Annotated in this window: 15 protein-coding genes; 10 read left to right on the top strand and 5 right to left on the bottom strand. The window is 68.0% G+C overall.

The features are described 5' to 3' along the window. Positions 1-5: 5 nt before the first annotated feature. A complete protein-coding gene (katG, locus tag ABIB58_RS14830) occupies positions 6-2,276 on the bottom strand; it encodes a catalase/peroxidase HPI (RefSeq protein ID WP_354042220.1) in 2,271 nt (756 codons plus the stop codon). Between the two features lie 145 nt (positions 2,277-2,421). Here katG and ABIB58_RS14835 point away from each other — a divergent pair, with 145 nt between their 5' ends. The 3 genes from ABIB58_RS14835 to ABIB58_RS14845 all read left to right on the top strand — a co-directional run bounded on the left by ABIB58_RS14835 (position 2,422) and on the right by ABIB58_RS14845 (position 5,112). Beyond that, positions 2,422-3,321: a hydrogen peroxide-inducible genes activator gene (locus ABIB58_RS14835; RefSeq protein WP_066553170.1), complete on the top strand. Its 900-nt coding sequence runs from the start codon at positions 2,422-2,424 to the stop codon at positions 3,319-3,321. A 72-nt stretch (positions 3,322-3,393) separates the two neighbouring features. After that, entirely contained in the window at positions 3,394-3,645 is a 252-nt protein-coding gene (locus ABIB58_RS14840) for a hypothetical protein (RefSeq protein WP_055807296.1), read from the top strand. Positions 3,646-3,738: 93 nt separating this feature from the next. Continuing rightward, positions 3,739-5,112: an NAD-dependent succinate-semialdehyde dehydrogenase gene (locus ABIB58_RS14845; RefSeq protein WP_354042228.1), complete on the top strand. Its 1,374-nt coding sequence runs from the start codon at positions 3,739-3,741 to the stop codon at positions 5,110-5,112. A gap of 77 nt (positions 5,113-5,189) precedes the next feature. Here the strand turns inward: ABIB58_RS14845 and acnA are convergent, their stop codons facing one another. After that, a complete protein-coding gene (acnA, locus tag ABIB58_RS14850; protein ID WP_354042232.1) occupies positions 5,190-7,916 on the bottom strand; it encodes an aconitate hydratase AcnA in 2,727 nt (908 codons plus the stop codon). Between the two features lie 208 nt (positions 7,917-8,124). Between acnA and ccmA the strand changes: the two genes are divergently transcribed. From ccmA to ABIB58_RS14880, 6 genes are read left to right on the top strand one after another with little or no spacing between them, the layout of a single operon-like run. Beyond that, positions 8,125-8,748 carry a heme ABC exporter ATP-binding protein CcmA gene (gene ccmA / locus ABIB58_RS14855; RefSeq protein ID WP_354042237.1) on the top strand — a complete coding sequence of 208 codons (624 nt, stop codon included), beginning with the start codon at positions 8,125-8,127 and terminating at the stop codon, positions 8,746-8,748. Further along, complete coding sequence (gene ccmB, locus ABIB58_RS14860; RefSeq protein WP_354042241.1) at positions 8,745-9,455, top strand: heme exporter protein CcmB; 711 nt, start codon at positions 8,745-8,747, stop codon at positions 9,453-9,455. The genes ccmA and ccmB overlap by 4 nt, the downstream gene beginning before the upstream one ends. A 39-nt stretch (positions 9,456-9,494) precedes the next feature. Next, the gene (locus ABIB58_RS14865; RefSeq protein ID WP_161639844.1) at positions 9,495-10,214 is read left to right on the top strand and encodes a heme ABC transporter permease; all 720 of its coding nucleotides are present in this window, start codon (positions 9,495-9,497) and stop codon (positions 10,212-10,214) included. Positions 10,215-10,218: 4 nt separating this feature from the next. Continuing rightward, complete coding sequence (gene ccmD, locus ABIB58_RS14870; RefSeq protein WP_265150406.1) at positions 10,219-10,437, top strand: heme exporter protein CcmD; 219 nt, start codon at positions 10,219-10,221, stop codon at positions 10,435-10,437. Next, positions 10,434-10,994 (top strand): DsbE family thiol:disulfide interchange protein, encoded by a 561-nt coding sequence (locus ABIB58_RS14875; protein ID WP_265150408.1) that lies wholly within the window; start codon positions 10,434-10,436, stop codon positions 10,992-10,994. Before ccmD ends, ABIB58_RS14875 begins: the two co-directional genes overlap by 4 nt. 45 nt (positions 10,995-11,039) lie before the next feature. Next, positions 11,040-11,318 carry a hypothetical protein gene (locus ABIB58_RS14880; protein WP_265150410.1) on the top strand — a complete coding sequence of 93 codons (279 nt, stop codon included), beginning with the start codon at positions 11,040-11,042 and terminating at the stop codon, positions 11,316-11,318. On the opposite strand, the gene ABIB58_RS14885 is transcribed toward ABIB58_RS14880, so the two are convergent. From ABIB58_RS14885 to ABIB58_RS14895, 3 genes are read right to left on the bottom strand one after another with little or no spacing between them, the layout of a single operon-like run. Then, complete coding sequence (locus ABIB58_RS14885; protein WP_265150411.1) at positions 11,319-12,074, bottom strand: M48 family metallopeptidase; 756 nt, start codon at positions 12,072-12,074, stop codon at positions 11,319-11,321. Further along, entirely contained in the window at positions 12,071-13,681 is a 1,611-nt protein-coding gene (locus tag ABIB58_RS14890) for a cryptochrome/photolyase family protein (RefSeq protein ID WP_354042252.1), read from the bottom strand. Before ABIB58_RS14890 ends, ABIB58_RS14885 begins: the two co-directional genes overlap by 4 nt. 12 nt (positions 13,682-13,693) lie before the next feature. Further along, positions 13,694-14,050 carry a thiol-disulfide oxidoreductase DCC family protein gene (locus tag ABIB58_RS14895; RefSeq protein WP_354042255.1) on the bottom strand — a complete coding sequence of 119 codons (357 nt, stop codon included), beginning with the start codon at positions 14,048-14,050 and terminating at the stop codon, positions 13,694-13,696. Positions 14,051-14,145: 95 nt separating this feature from the next. Here ABIB58_RS14895 and ABIB58_RS14900 point away from each other — a divergent pair, with 95 nt between their 5' ends. Beyond that, positions 14,146-14,610, top strand: a complete 465-nt coding sequence (locus tag ABIB58_RS14900) for a DUF3429 domain-containing protein (protein WP_354042259.1) — start codon at positions 14,146-14,148, stop codon at positions 14,608-14,610. Positions 14,611-14,637 lie beyond the last annotated feature (27 nt).

Genomic DNA, 14,637 nt, shown 5'->3' on the forward strand with positions numbered 1-14,637 from the left:
CCGGCTCAGCCGTGCAGGTCGAACCGGTCCAGCTCCATCACCTTGGTCCAGGCCGCCACGAAGTCCGAGACGAACTTCCCTTCGGCGTCGGCCCCGGCATAGACCTCGGCCAGCGCGCGCAGCACGGCGTTGGAGCCGAACACCAGATCGACACGCGTGCCGGTCCACTTGGCTTCGCCCGTCTTGCGGTCGCGGCCTTCGAAGACGTCCTTGGCCTCCGAGGTCGCCGCCCACTTCACGTCCATGTCCAGCAGATTGACGAAGACATCGTTGGACAGCGCGCCCGGCCGTACGGTCAGCACACCGTGCGTCGCCCCGCCCGTATTGATGTTGATGGCTCGCAGGCCGCCGATCAGCACCGTCATCTCGGGCGCCGTCAGCGTCAGCCGCTGCGCCTGATCGATCAGCAGCGACTCGGCCGCCACGGCATAGCGCGCCTTCTGGAAGTTGCGGAAGCCGTCGGCGACCGGCTCCAGATAGCCGAAGGATTCGACATCCGTGTCCGCCTGGCTGGCGTCCGTTCGGCCGGGCGTGAACGGCACGCTGGCGTCGTGGCCCGCCGCCTTGGCCGCCTGCTCGACGCCCGCATTGCCGGCCAGCACGATCAGGTCGGCCAGAGACACCTTCTTGCCACCCGTCTGCGCCTGGTTGAACTCGGTCTGGATGCGCTCCAGCGTCTTCAGCACTCGGTCCAGCTGTTCGGGCTGATTGACGGCCCAATCCTTCTGCGGCGCCAGGCGAATGCGGGCGCCGTTGGCCCCGCCCCGCTTGTCCCCGCCGCGGAAGGTCGAGGCCGAGGCCCAGGCCGTGCCGACCAGTTCGGCGGCGCTCAGGCCCGAGTCCAGCACCTTCGCCTTCAGAGCCGCCGCGTCCGTCGCGTCGATCAGCGGATGATCGACCTCCGAAACCGGATCCTGCCACAGCAGGACTTCGCTCGGGACTTCCGGCCCGACGTAGCGCGAGCGCGGCCCCAGATCGCGGTGCGTCAGCTTGAACCAGGCTCGCGCAAAGGCGTCGGCGAACGCCTCCGGATCGTTCAGGAACCGGCGCGAGATCTTCTCATATTCCGGGTCGAACCGCATCGACAGGTCGGTCGTCAGCATGGTCGGCCGCTTCTTCTTGGCCGGATCGTGGGCGTCGGGGATGATCTCGCCCGCATCCTTGGCCACCCACTGATGTGCGCCCGCCGGGGACTTCTCCAGCTCCCATTCGAAGCCGAACAGGTTCTCGAAATAGAAGTTGCTCCACTGGGCCGGCGTCTGGGTCCAGGTGACTTCCAGGCCGCTGGTGATGGCGTCGGCGCCGTGCCCCGTGCCGAAGCTGGAGGTCCAGCCCAGGCCCTGCGCCTCCAGGCCGTCGCCTTCAGGCTCTGCGCCGACGTGGTCGGCCGGGCCCGCGCCGTGCGTCTTGCCGAAGGTGTGGCCGCCCGCGATCAGGGCGACCGTCTCCTCGTCGTTCATCGCCATCCGGGCGAAGGTGTCGCGGATGTCGTGCGCCGCCGCGATCGGATCGGGATTGCCGTCCGGGCCCTCCGGGTTGACGTAGATCAGGCCCATCTGCACGGCCGCCAGCGGGTTCTCCAGATCGCGCGTATGCTCGTCGCCGTCGGCGTCATCGTCCGAAACCAGCACAGCCTCATCGCCCGGCTTCACCACCCCGTCCGAGCCGTGGGCATAGCGTTCGTCGCCGCCCAGCCAGGTCGTCTCGCGACCCCAGTAGACGTCCTGATCCGGCTCCCAGGTATCGGCGCGGCCGCCCGAGAAGCCGAAGGTGCGGAAACCCATCGTCTCCAGCGCGACGTTCCCGGTCAGGATCATCAGGTCGGCCCACGAAATGGCCTGGCCGTACTTCTGCTTGATCGGCCACAGCAGCCGGCGCGACTTGTCGATATTGACGTTGTCGGGCCAGGAGTTCAGCGGCGCGAACCGCTGCTGGCCCCGCCCGCCGCCGCCCCGACCGTCGCCGACGCGATAGGTGCCGGCGCTGTGCCAGGCCATGCGGATGAACTGGGGGCCATAATGGCCGAAGTCCGCCGGCCACCAGTCCTTGGAGTCCGTCATCAGCGCGCGCAGATCCGCCTTCAGCGCCTCATAGTCCAGCTTGGAAAAGGCCTCTCGGTAGTCGAACGACTCGCCCAGCGGATCGGACTTAGCCGAATGCTGGTTCAGCAGATCGACCCGCAGCTGGTTGGGCCACCAATCGCGGTTCTGAACGCCGCCGCCTGCGACCGATCGGGGCGTCCGGCCGGAAAAGGGGCATTTGGCTTCGTCGGTCATGGTGTTTTCTCCCTGCTGCTCTGGCGCGCGACGGCGAGCGATTTTCCATCGCCCTATAGATGATGGGGTCATACGACACGGGTCAAACGGATAAAGCCAATCGATTATCCTTGGCGTCAGCATAGGACGGGCCTATTTCGCTTCCATGCTCCCCACCCTGCGTCAGCTCCAGTATCTCAAGCTCCTGGCCGAACACGGCAGCTTCTCGCGCGCCGCCGAGGCCGCCCATGTCAGCCAGCCCGCCCTCAGCGCCGGTGTGCAGGAGCTTGAGCGCATCCTGGGCGCGCCGGTGGTCGAACGCGCCCGCGGCGCCGTGATCATGACCGCCGTCGGAGCCGAGGCCGTTCGCCGCGCCGAGGACGTCCTGGCCCGCACCGAGGATCTGGTCGAGGCGGCCAAGAACGCCGGGCGTCTGCTGTCCGGCCGATTCCGGCTGGGCGTCATCCCCACCGTCGCCCCCTTCCTGCTGCCGGCCAAGCTTCCGTCGGTGAAGGCCGCCTATCCCAGCCTGAAGCTGTTCATCCGCGAGGATCTGACGCCCCGGCTGATCGCGGCGCTGAAAGCGGGTCAGATCGACGCGGCGGTCATCGCCCTGCCCTATGATGCGCCGGGCATCGCCCACGCCCGCATCGGCGATGACGAGATCATGGCCGCCGCCCCCGCCGACCATGCCCTGGCCGCGCCCGGCCCCATCCGTCCCGGCTCGTTGCGAGCCGAGGATCTGATCCTGCTGGAGGACGGCCATTGCCTGCGCGACCACGCTCTGGCGGCGCTGGACATCGAGGCCCCGCGCGGCGACGACGTCTTTGCGGCCACCAGCCTGCACACGCTTGTCCAGATGGTCGGCTCGGGCCTCGGCGTCTCCTTCCTGCCGAAGATGGCGGTGCAGGCCGGCCTGGCCGACAACCCTTCCGTCGCCATTCGCGCCTTCGAGAACCAGGCCGACGGCGCCCCGCCCCACCGCGAGATCGTCGTCGCCTGGCGCGCCGGCTCCAGCCGCGCCGCCGAGGCCCGGCTGCTGGCCGAGGCCCTGAAGCTAGAGTGAAGCTAGAGCGAAAACGGACTGAGGCTCGATTGATCGATTGACCTGAGCGCCGAACAGGCCGCTTGGAAGCAGATGGCAACCGAAACCGTCTATATCGTCCAGGCCTATGTCCAGGGCCGGGGCAAGGCCCTGCGCGCAGAACCCCAGGTCGGCTGCAAAGACGCCGAAGAAGCGCGTCGCAAGGCCGAACGGCTGGCGCCGTTGCGTCTGGGCGTCGTCGCCTTCGCCGTCTCGGCAGACACTGAGATGGGCGATTACGACGAAGAGCCGACCATCCTCTTCAAGTCCGGCCAACTCCCGCCGCCGTTCAGCGATCCGGACTGACGGCCAAGCAACCCGCGCCGACAGGTCGCGTTTGCCTTCCTGACAACGGATCGGCGCCGCCCCGGGCATCCGACCGAAGCTTCAGGACGACCCATGGCCTATCGCACCCTCAATCCCTTCACCGAACAACTGGTCGAGAACTATCCCGAACACACCGACGACGCCGTCGAGGCCGCCCTGGCCAGGGCCGACGGCCTGTTCCATTCGGATTGGTCCAAGGGCGACATCCAGCCGCGCCTCGACGTGCTGAAATCCCTGTCGGGCCTTCTGACCGAAAACCGCGACGACCTGGCCCGCACCATGGCCGAGGAGATGGGCAAGCCCCTGGCTCAGGGGCAGGGCGAGATCGATCTGTGCGCCGGCATCGCCGCCTACTACGCCGAGAAGGCCGCCGACTTCCTCAAGCCCGAAAAGATCGACAGCGAACTGGGCGAGGCCTGGGTCGAGTTTCACCCGATCGGCGTGCTGCTGGCGGTCGAGCCTTGGAACTTCCCGATCTATCAGCTGATCCGCGTGGTGGCTCCCGCCATCGCGGTCGGCAATCCCGTGCTCTACAAGCACGCGGGCATCGTGCCGCGCTGCGCCGCCCGGTTCGCCGAACTGGTGCGTGAGGCCGGCGCGCCTGAAGGCTTCGTCGCCAACCTCTACATCTCCTCGGACAAGGTCGCCGAACTGATCGGCGACGACCGCATCCAGGGCGTGGCCCTGACCGGATCGGAGGGCGCCGGCGCCAAGGTCTCGGCCCGCGCCTCCGAAATGCTGAAGAAGTCCACCCTGGAACTGGGCGGCAGCGATGTCTTCGTGGTGCTGGACGACGCCGACATCGAAAAGGCGGTCGCGGCGGGCGTCGAAGGCCGCCTGTCCAACGCCGGACAGGTCTGCACCGGCTCCAAACGCTTCATCGTCCAGAAGTCGGTCTCCGACGCCTTCATCACCGGCTTCGTCGAGGGCATGAAGACCGCCGTCATGGGCGACCCGCTGGACGAGTCCACCGACCTGGGGCCGCTGTCGTCCGAGGATGCGCTGAAGACTCTGACCAAGCAGGTGGAAGAGGCGATCCAGCACGGCGCCAAGGCGTTGACCGGCGGCAAGCCAGCCGACCGCACCGGCTTCTTCTACGAGCCGACCGTCCTGACCGACGTCGCGCGCGACAACCCGGCCTTCTATCAGGAGTTCTTCGGCCCGGTGGCCCAGGTCTTCGTGGTCGAGGACGACGATGCGGTCGTGGCCCTGGCCAACGATTCCCACTTCGGCCTGGGCGGCTCGATCTTCTCGGGCGACACCGACCGCGCCCGCAAACTGGCCTCGCGGATCGAGACCGGCATGGTCTTCATCAACACCACCACGACCTCCATGCCCGAGCTTCCGTTCGGCGGCGTCAAACGCTCGGGCTTCGGCCGCGAGCTGGGCGATGTCGGCATCAAGGAGTTCGTGAACCGCAAGCTGGTGGTCGTCAGCGCCGACTGACCACCGCCATTCGGCAAACGGAAAAGGGGCGGCGGATCGCTCCGCCGGCCCTCTTTCTTGTCTGGACGAACCGCGACCTATTCGGCGGCGATGGGCGCTTCGGTTTCCGGGCCGCGCGCGAGGTTCCGCAGCACATAGGGCATGACGCCGCCGGCCAGCAGATAGTCCAGCTCGGTCTGGTTATCGATGCGGCAGCGGACCGGGAAGCGGGCCATCTTGCCGTCCGACGGGCGGAACAGCTCGACCCACAGGTCCTGACGCGGCTTCAGCTTGCCGATGTTGGCGTCCGACAGACCGCGGATCGTGACGATCTCCTCGCCCGTCAGGCCCAGCTTCAGCCAGCCGTCCTGTTTGAACTGCAGCGGCACGACGCCCATCCCGACAAGGTTCGAACGGTGGATGCGCTCGAAGCTTTCGGCGATGACGGCGCGAACGCCCAGCAGACGCGTGCCCTTCGCCGCCCAGTCGCGCGACGAGCCGGTGCCGTATTCCTTGCCGGCGAAGACGACCAGCGGGCGGCCTTCCGACTGATACCGCATGGCCGCGTCATAGATCGACATGGTGTCGCCCGACGGGAAGTGCTTGGTCACGCCGCCTTCGATCTCGGGCGTGATGCGGTTCTTGATGCGGATGTTGGCGAAGGTGCCGCGCATCATGACTTCGTGGTTGCCGCGACGGGCGCCGTAGCTGTTGAACTCGGCCGCCTCGACGCCGTGGTTGGTCAGATAGACGCCGGCGGGCGAGGTCTTCTTGATCGAACCGGCCGGGCTGATGTGGTCGGTGGTGATCGAGTCGCCGAAGATGGCCAGAACGCGGGCCTCCACCACGTCCTGAACCGGGGTCAGGTCCATCGACAGGCCATCGAAATAGGGCGGGTTGGCGACGTACGTCGAGCTGTCGTCCCATTCATAGGTCTGACCGCCGGTGACCTTGATGGCCTGCCAGTGCTTGTCGCCCTTGAACACGTCCTTGTAGCGTTTGGCGAACATGGCCGGGGTGACGGACTTGCGCTGGATGTCGGCGATTTCCTGCGTGGTCGGCCAGACGTCCTTCAGGAAGACGTCGTTGCCCTTCTTGTCCTGACCGATCGGATCCTTGGTGATGTCGATCCGCATCGAGCCGGCGATGGCGTAGGCCACGACCAGCGGCGGCGAGGCCAGATAGTTGGCCTGCACGTCGGGGTTCACGCGACCTTCGAAGTTGCGGTTGCCGGACAGGACCGAGGTCGCGACCAGGGCGTTGTCGTTGATCGCCTTCGAGATCGCGGGATCCAGCGGGCCCGAGTTGCCGATGCAGGTGGTGCAGCCATAGCCGACCAGGTTGAAGCCCAGGGCGTCCAGATCCTTCTGCAGTCCGGCGTCGGTCAGATAGTCGGTCACGACCTGCGAGCCGGGGGCCAGCGAGGTCTTGACCCAGGGCTTGGCCTTCAGGCCCAGCGCATTGGCCTTGCGCGCCACCAGACCGGCGGCGATCAGCACCGACGGGTTGGAGGTGTTGGTGCAGGAGGTGATGGCCGCGATGACAACGTCGCCGTCGCCGACGGTGAACTTCTCACCCTCGACCTCGGCGCGCGGGGCGTCGGACGGACGGGCGAAGACGTCGGTCAGGGCGGTTTCGAAAGCCGGGGCGGCGGTGGTCAGTTCGACGCGGTCCTGCGGACGCTTCGGACCCGCCAGCGACGGCACGACGGTCGAGATGTCCAGTTCCAGCACGTCGGTGAAGACCGGGTCTTCCGAGGTCTCGTCGATCCACAGGCCTTGCGCCTTGGCATAGGCTTCGACCAGGGCGACGCGCGCCTTGTCGCGGCCCGTGGCGGTCAGATAGCCGATGGTGGCGGCCGAGACGGGGAAGAAGCCGCAGGTGGCGCCGTATTCCGGGGCCATGTTGGCGATGGTCGCCTGGTCCTCGATGGTCATGTTCGGCAGGGCGTCGCCGAAGAATTCGACGAACTTGCCGACCACGCCCTTCTTGCGCAGCATCTGGGTGACGGTCAGCACCAGGTCGGTCGCCGTCGTGCCTTCCGGCATCGAACCCGTCAGTTTGAAGCCGATGACCTCGGGGATCAGCATCGGAATCGGCTGGCCCAGCATGGCCGCCTCGGCCTCGATGCCGCCCACGCCCCAGCCCAGGACGGCCAGGCCATTGATCATGGTGGTGTGGCTGTCGGTGCCGACGACGGTGTCGGGATAGGCGACGGTCTTCTTGCCTTCGTCCAGGGTCCAGACGGTCTGGGCCAGGTTCTCCAGGTTCACCTGGTGGCAGATGCCGGTGCCGGGCGGCACGACGCGGAAGTTGTTGAAGGCCGACGAGCCCCAGCGCAGGAAGGTGTAGCGCTCGATGTTGCGCTCATATTCGCGCTCGACGTTCTGGCCGAAGGCTTTGGACGTGCCGAAATTGTCGACCATGACCGAGTGGTCGATGACCAGATCGACCGGCACCAGCGGGTTGATCTTGGCGGCGTCGGCGCCCAGGGCGCTCATGGCGTCGCGCATGGCGGCCAGATCGACCACGGCGGGCACGCCGGTGAAGTCCTGCATCAGCACCCGGGCCGGACGGAAGGCGATCTCGTGCTCGACCGAGCCCTTGTTCTCGACCCAGGCGGCGACGGCCTTCAGGTCGTCTTCGGTGACGGAAACGCCGTCCTCGTTGCGCAGCAGGTTCTCCAGCAGCACCTTCATCGAGCGCGGCAGGCGGGAAATCCCGGTCAGACCGGCTTCCTCGGCGGCGGGAAGGCTGTAATAGGCGTATTTCTTACGCCCGACGGAAAGGTCCTGGCGGGTCTTGAAGCTGTCGATCGACGGCATGGAGAGTTCCTCTGGTCAGCGCCGCCCGACAATCCGGTTGCGCCTTCGCGCGGCAGACGCAGCGGCTCACAGGGCCCCTGCGCGCGCGGCGAAAGCCTGCTGCGGCGACCGTGCCTATAGCCCCGCCACGCCGCACCGTCCATGTGTCCACACCCCTGACGTGGACATTGAGAAGGGTTCGCAGATTTGGCGCGGCGGGTGAAACGCGATGATCCACACCCTCGCCCTCTCCGGCCTGAGCGTCTCGCGCGGCGAGCGCCGACTGTTCGACGGTCTCGACCTGACCTTGCGCGCCGGCGAAGTCCTGGCCCTGACGGGTGCAAACGGGGCGGGCAAGACCAGTCTGCTGCGCGCGATCGCCGGCCTGCTGCGCCCAGACGCCGGGACGGTCGCCTTCCAGGACGGCGACGGCAATCGGCTGGACGAACGACAGGCGCGTGGACGCGAAACCCATTTTCTCGGCCATCTGGACGGGCTGAAGGGCGGCCGCACCGCGCGCGAAGAGCTGGGGTTTCAGTGCGATTGGCTGGGTCACACCCAGTACGGCGTCGACCACGCCGTCGCGGCCTTCGGCCTGAAGCCCCTGCTGGACCTGGAGGTCCGGCGTCTTTCGGCCGGTCAGCGCCGTCGCCTGGCCATGGGGCGGTTGGTCGGATCGCCGCGCGCCCTGTGGCTGCTGGACGAGCCGATGGCGCCGCTGGACGCCCGCTGGCGCGAAGCCTTCGCTGAACAGATGCAGCGACATCTGGACGCCGACGGCTTGATCGTCGCCGCCGTGCACGACCCCCTGCCGCTGCCGACCCGCTCTCTCGATCTGGGGGCGCTGAAGTGAGCCGCCGCGATGTCGATCAGGAACCGCGCCCGCCCGGCCTGCGCGGCGCGACGCGCGTTCTGCTTGAGCGCGAACTGGATCTGGCCTGGGGCGGGGGCGGCGGCCCCTTGCTGGCCTGCGGCTTCTTCGCCTGTCTGACCGCCATTCTGCCGCTGGCGGCCGGCGGCGATCCGCGCACGCTCGGCCCCGTCGCCGGCGGCGTGGCCTGGTTGGCGCTCGCCCTGGCGTCCCTGCTGTCGCTGGAGCGGCTGTTCGAGCGCGACATGGAGGACGGGGCGCTGGATCTGCTGGCCCTCGGTCATCTGGCGCTGGAGCAGGTCGTCCTGATCAAGGCCCTGGCCCAGTGGATTGCGGTGGGCCTGCCGCTCGCCCTGACCGCTCCCGTCGCCGCCCTGGCGCTTGGCCTTCCCACATCGCTGACGCCGCTGGTCGCTTTGACCGCCCTGATCGGCGGCGCGGGCTTCGCCTTCACCGGCGCGCTGGGCGCCGCCCTTGCGCTGGGCGCCAGGCGCGGCGGGCTGCTGATCGCCGTCGTCGTTCTGCCGCTGTTCATTCCGCCGGTCGTCTTCGGCGCCGGGGCGTTGGAGCGCGCCGGATCGGGCCAGCCGGTCGGCCCGGCGCTGGCTCTGCTTTGCGCCTACGTCCTGTTCGCCGCCGTCGTCGCCCCCTTCGCCGGGGCCGCCGCCGTTCGCAACGCGCAAGGGTGAGCTTGCCCGCCGTCCCTTCGCCGCGTAAGCGCTGAACTGATGTTCGGCCTGTCCAATCCGCAGCGCTTCATGGCCTTCACCGGCCCGTTGACGCCCGTTCTGTGGGGGCTCGCCGCCGTGCTGCTGGGCGTCGGCGCCTGGCTCAGCTTCACCGTCCCGGCCGATTATCAGCAGGGCGACACGGTGCGGATCATGTTCGTCCACGTGCCTGCCGCCACCCTGGGCCTGGGCGCCTATGCCGCGCTGGGCGTATCCAGCTTTTTTGCGCTGGTCTTCCGCCACGCCCTGGCCGACGCCGCCGCCCGCGCCGCCGCCCTGCCCGGCGCGGCCTTCACGGCCCTGGCCCTGTTCACCGGCTCGCTGTGGGGCCAGCCGATGTGGGGGACCTGGTGGGTGTGGGACGCGCGCCTGACCAGCGTGTTGGTGCTGTTTCTCTTCTACCTCGGCTATATGGCGCTGAGAGCCTCGATCGACGACGAGCAAAAGGCCGGACGCGCCGCCGCCGTCCTGGGCCTGGTCGGCCTGATCAATCTGCCGATCGTTAAATTCTCGGTCGACTGGTGGAACACCCTGCATCAGCCCGCCAGCTTCCTGACCCCCGGATCGTCGGGGCTGGACCCCGTCTATCTGCCGCCCTTCCTGACCATGCTGGCGGCCTATGGCGTTCTGTTCGCGGCCCTGTGGCTGACCGCCATCCGCACCGAGATCCGCCGCCGCCGCGTCATGACCCTGCGCGCCCGTCTGGCTCAGGAGGCCTGACGCAATGCTCGACCTCGACATGACCCCCTACGCCGCGTTCGTCTGGCCCGCCTGGGGCGTCAGCGCCCTGGTGCTGATCGTCCTGACCGTCCGCGCCGTCATCGCCTCCCGCAAGTGGAAGCGCGAACTTGCCCGGCTGGAAGCAGACCAAGCTCTCTCGTCAGAAGCGGCAGACTCAACCCGTCCTCAAGCAGCGCGAAGCGCGTTAGGACAACAAAAATGAACCGCTGGCTGGCCCTGATCCCGCTGGCGGTGCTCGCGGCGCTGGCGGCCCTGTTCGTCGGCTGGTCGCTGAAGCGCGACCCGGCGTTCAAGCCCGACGCCCTGGTCGGCCAGACCATCCCCGAGACGGTCCTGCCCCTGCTGTCGGGCGACCAGGCGGGACCGGGCAATCTGGACCTGAAGACCGCCGGCGTCGGTCGGCCCATGCTGGTCAATGTGTTCGCCTCCTGGTGCGCGCCGTGCCGGATCGAACACCCCAAGCTGCTGGCGCTGAAGGCGCGCGGCGTCGCCGTGGTCGGCATCGCCTACAAGGACGAGCCGGTCGCCACCCGCGCCTTCCTCGACGAACTCGGCGATCCCTATTCGATGGTACTGGTGGATCGCGAAGGTCGGGCGGGCCTCGACCTCGGCATCTCCGGCGTGCCCGAGACGTTCGCCGTCGACGCCTTGGGGCGCATCACCGCCAAACAGTCCGGCCCGCTGCTGGACGACGCCGACATCGACCGACTGGTCGCCTCCATGCAGACCCCGCCCCGTCCCGCGCCGACCAAGCGGTGAGGCGGCGTTAACCCTTTTTCGAGGGTTTGCGTTAACCATGTCGGCATGAGCGCGATTCGTCCCGGCCTGCCGCTGAACACGCCCGCCCCGGGCCTTGACCTGCCAAGCGCCCGAAGCGCCCAGGCGGCGTTCTTCCGCGCTGCCCTGAACCAGAACGCGGTGGAGCAGACTGCGGCGCCCAAGCCGCCGGTCCCGGCCGCCGCCGTCATGTCCACGATCCGAACCGCCAACCCGGCCCGGCCGGTGGAGGCGCCCCCCGTCCCGGCCCAGCGCGAGGAGCCGCGGATCATGCGCCCCGGCTCCTACCTCGACATCCGGGTCTGATCAGTTCCAGCCGCGGCTGGCGATATACTGCTGCAACGCCTCGATCCGGGTCGCGTCCGACGGGTGGGTCGAGGCGAACTGCGGCGTCTGGGTCTGACGCTGCGCCGCCATCAGTCGCCATAGCGCCACCGCCTGCGACGGCTTGAAACCGGCCCCGGCCATATAGTCCACGCCCAGACGGTCGGCCTCCAGCTCGTCGCGCCGCGAATAGGGCAGCAGCAGCCCGTACTGGGCGGCCAGACCGCCATAGGCGTTGACCGCATCTCCATATCGACCCGCCGCCCCGCCGAGGGCCGCCAGACCGACGCTGGTCACCGTCTGGTTCGAGGCGCGCTCGGCCGCATGGTTGGCGACGACGTGCCCGATTTCGTGACCGATCACGCTGGCCAGCTGGTCGTCATTCTGGACCAGGGCCAACAGGCTGGTCGTCACGCCGATCTGGCCGGACGGCAAAACGAAGGCGTTGGGGCTGGCCTCCGTGAATACTGCATAGTCCCAGGTCCGACCGCCCAGACCCGCCGCCTGGACCAGACGGTCGCCGACGCGCCGAATCCGGTCGACCTGCGCGCCGGTCGTCATCACGCCTGGCTTGACGATGGCCTCGCGCCAGGCCGCCGTCGACTGCTGCGACAGGGCGGCGTTGTCCACCAGCAGCAACTGATTGCGGCCCAGGGCTTCGTTATAGGCGCAGGCGGACAGGGCCGAGGCCGCGACGGCGGCGGCCAGGACAAGGGCGGAACGGCGGGGCAGGATCACGGAAGCGACCTCTTCGAGCAGGACGAAACAGCAAGGCAAATGGTCGCGCTGCGCTTGTGGTTCCACCGGCACTCGATCGGCGTCGCGCCCAACAGGGTCCGGCACGCCTCCGCTTCGGCCGCCAGGGCCTTGCGCTTGGCCTCACCGAACTTCTCCAGTGTGCGGTAGGGCATGGCCAGCCGCACATTGTCCCGCAGCCGGCCGCGGTTGCGCTCCAGAAAGCCCCAATACAGCCGGTTGAACGGACAGGCCGCGTCGCCGCTCTTGCTCTTCACGTCATAGCGACACGCCCCGCAATAATCGCTCATCCGGTCGATATAGGCCCCGGAGGCGGCATAGGGTTTGGACCCCACGATGCCCCCGTCGGCGAACAGGGCCATGCCGCGGGTATTGGGCATCTCCACCCATTCATAGGCGTCGGCATAGACGCACATATACCAGTCATCGACCTGATCGGGATGCACGCCCAGCAGCAGGGCCAGATTGCCCGTCACCATCAGCCGCTGGATATGGTGGGCGTAGGCGTTGTCGCGCGTGGTCTTCACCACGTCGGCGACACAGGCCATGTCGGTTTCACCGGACCAGTAGAACCAGGGCAGCTTGCGGTCCGCATCCAGGAAATTGCGCGCCCGATACTCCGGCGCCTTGAGCCAGTAGATGCCGCGCACGAACTCGCGCCATCCCAGGATTTGCCGGATGAAACCTTCGACCGCATTCAAGGGCGCCTTGCCCGCCCGATAGACCGCCTCGGCGCGCTTGCAGACGTCCAGCGGGTCCAGCAGGCCCAGGTTGATCGAGGTCGAGATCAGCCCGTGCCACATCCAGGGCTGACCCTCGGCCATTGCATCCTGCCAGTCCCCGAATGAGGGCAGGACATCCTTCAGGAAGTGCTGCAGCGTCGTCTTCGCTTCGTCCGCCGTCGTGGCCCAGCCGAACCCGTCCAGCGATCCGAAATGGTCGCCGAACAGCCGCTCCACATCCGCCATCGCCTCGTGCGCCACGGCGTTGGGCGGGATGCGCAGGCGATCGGGCGGCGTCACGCCCTTGGCCAGCTTCTTGCGGTTCTCGGCGTCATAGTTCCAGCGCCCGCCCTCCGGCTGATCGTCGTCCATCAGGATGCCGGTCGCGCGGCGCATCTCGCGATAGAAGAACTCCATGCGCAGCTGCGACTTGCCCGAGGCCCAGCGACGGAAACGGTCGTGACTGCTGATGAAGCGGCGATCCTCGCGAATCTCGACCGGTCGCCCCGCCCCTTCCGCAAAGGCGGCCAGATGCTCGGCCAGCCGCCACTCGCCGCATTCGGTCATCACCACCGTTTCATGAGCGCCGTCGTCCAGCGCCCGGGCCAGTTCGCCGGTGATGGAGCCGCTGTTGTCCGCATCGTCGATCCGCACATAGCGCACCTTGACGCCCCGCCCCTTCAGCCGCTCGGCGTGATTGCGCATGGCGGCGAACACCAGGGCCAGCTTCTGCTTGTGATGCCGGACATAGGTCGCCTCGTCGCGAACCTCGGCCATCAGAACCGTGTCGACGTCCGGGTTCAGATCCTTCAGCGCCGACAGGTCGTCCGACAACTGATCGCCCAGCACCAGCCTAAGCACGGACATGCGTTATTTCCATCACCGGGCCCATTTGCGAGCGAGAGACTGAAGTCGAGGACGCAGGCGCAGGAACACCCGGTACGCCCTCTCCAACGCCGCAAGGACCCAGGGGATGCGTGCGGCCAGGCCCAGCGGTCGCAACAGCGGGATCGCCCGCCACATCGCCGCGAACGCCGCCGCACCTGACAACAGCCTGCCATTCTCCCTTGCGTGGAATCGCGCCAGCAGCGTCTCGCGATCCAGCGGGCAGTTCGTCTGCCCGTCCGACACATCGACGAATCGGATCGCGCCGCGTCGATCCAGCCGACGCATCAGGGCGATCTCGCGTCGGCACAGGGGACAGCCGCCATCGTACCAGACAAGCAAGGGGGTCATGACGGTCGACGGCTCTCGGCGACGGCGAACGGGCTCGCCATCCTATACGGGCGTCCTCTACAGTCTGGATCGCAACCCGCCTCGACAGGTGTCCGATGACGATTGAACCCACCGGCCGACATCGCTTGCCGCCGATCGCCCGCATACTGGGTTTCGCCGGCCTGCTGCCCCAGGCGGCGGCGGTCGTCGTCCTTCTTGCAGGCGACGCGGACCAGCAGACCGCCGCCCTCGGCCTGGCCTATGCCTACGCCGCCCTGATCTTCAGCTTTCTGGGCGGCGTCTGGTGGGGACTGGCGGCCGCGACGGGCCTGAAGGCGCCCAAATGGGTCTGGATCGCCTCTGTGGCGCCCTCGCTTCTCGCGCTGGCGACCAGCGTCGTTTGGGCGGCGGGCTCCGACCCGGCCGTGTCGCTGGTCGTGCTGGGCGTCTTCATCGCCGCCAGCGTCCTGGTCGATCTGAAGCTGAAGGCGGCCGGTCTGACGCCCGAGGGCTGGCTGGCGCTGCGGGCACCGCTGTCGATCGGTCTGGGCGTTTTGACGCTCGTCGCCGGACTGATCTGAAAACATCTCGGGCGGCGGGCAAAAAAT

This window comes from Brevundimonas sp. UYEF29, from assembly GCF_040546195.1.
Classification (GTDB): domain Bacteria; phylum Pseudomonadota; class Alphaproteobacteria; order Caulobacterales; family Caulobacteraceae; genus Brevundimonas; species Brevundimonas huaxiensis.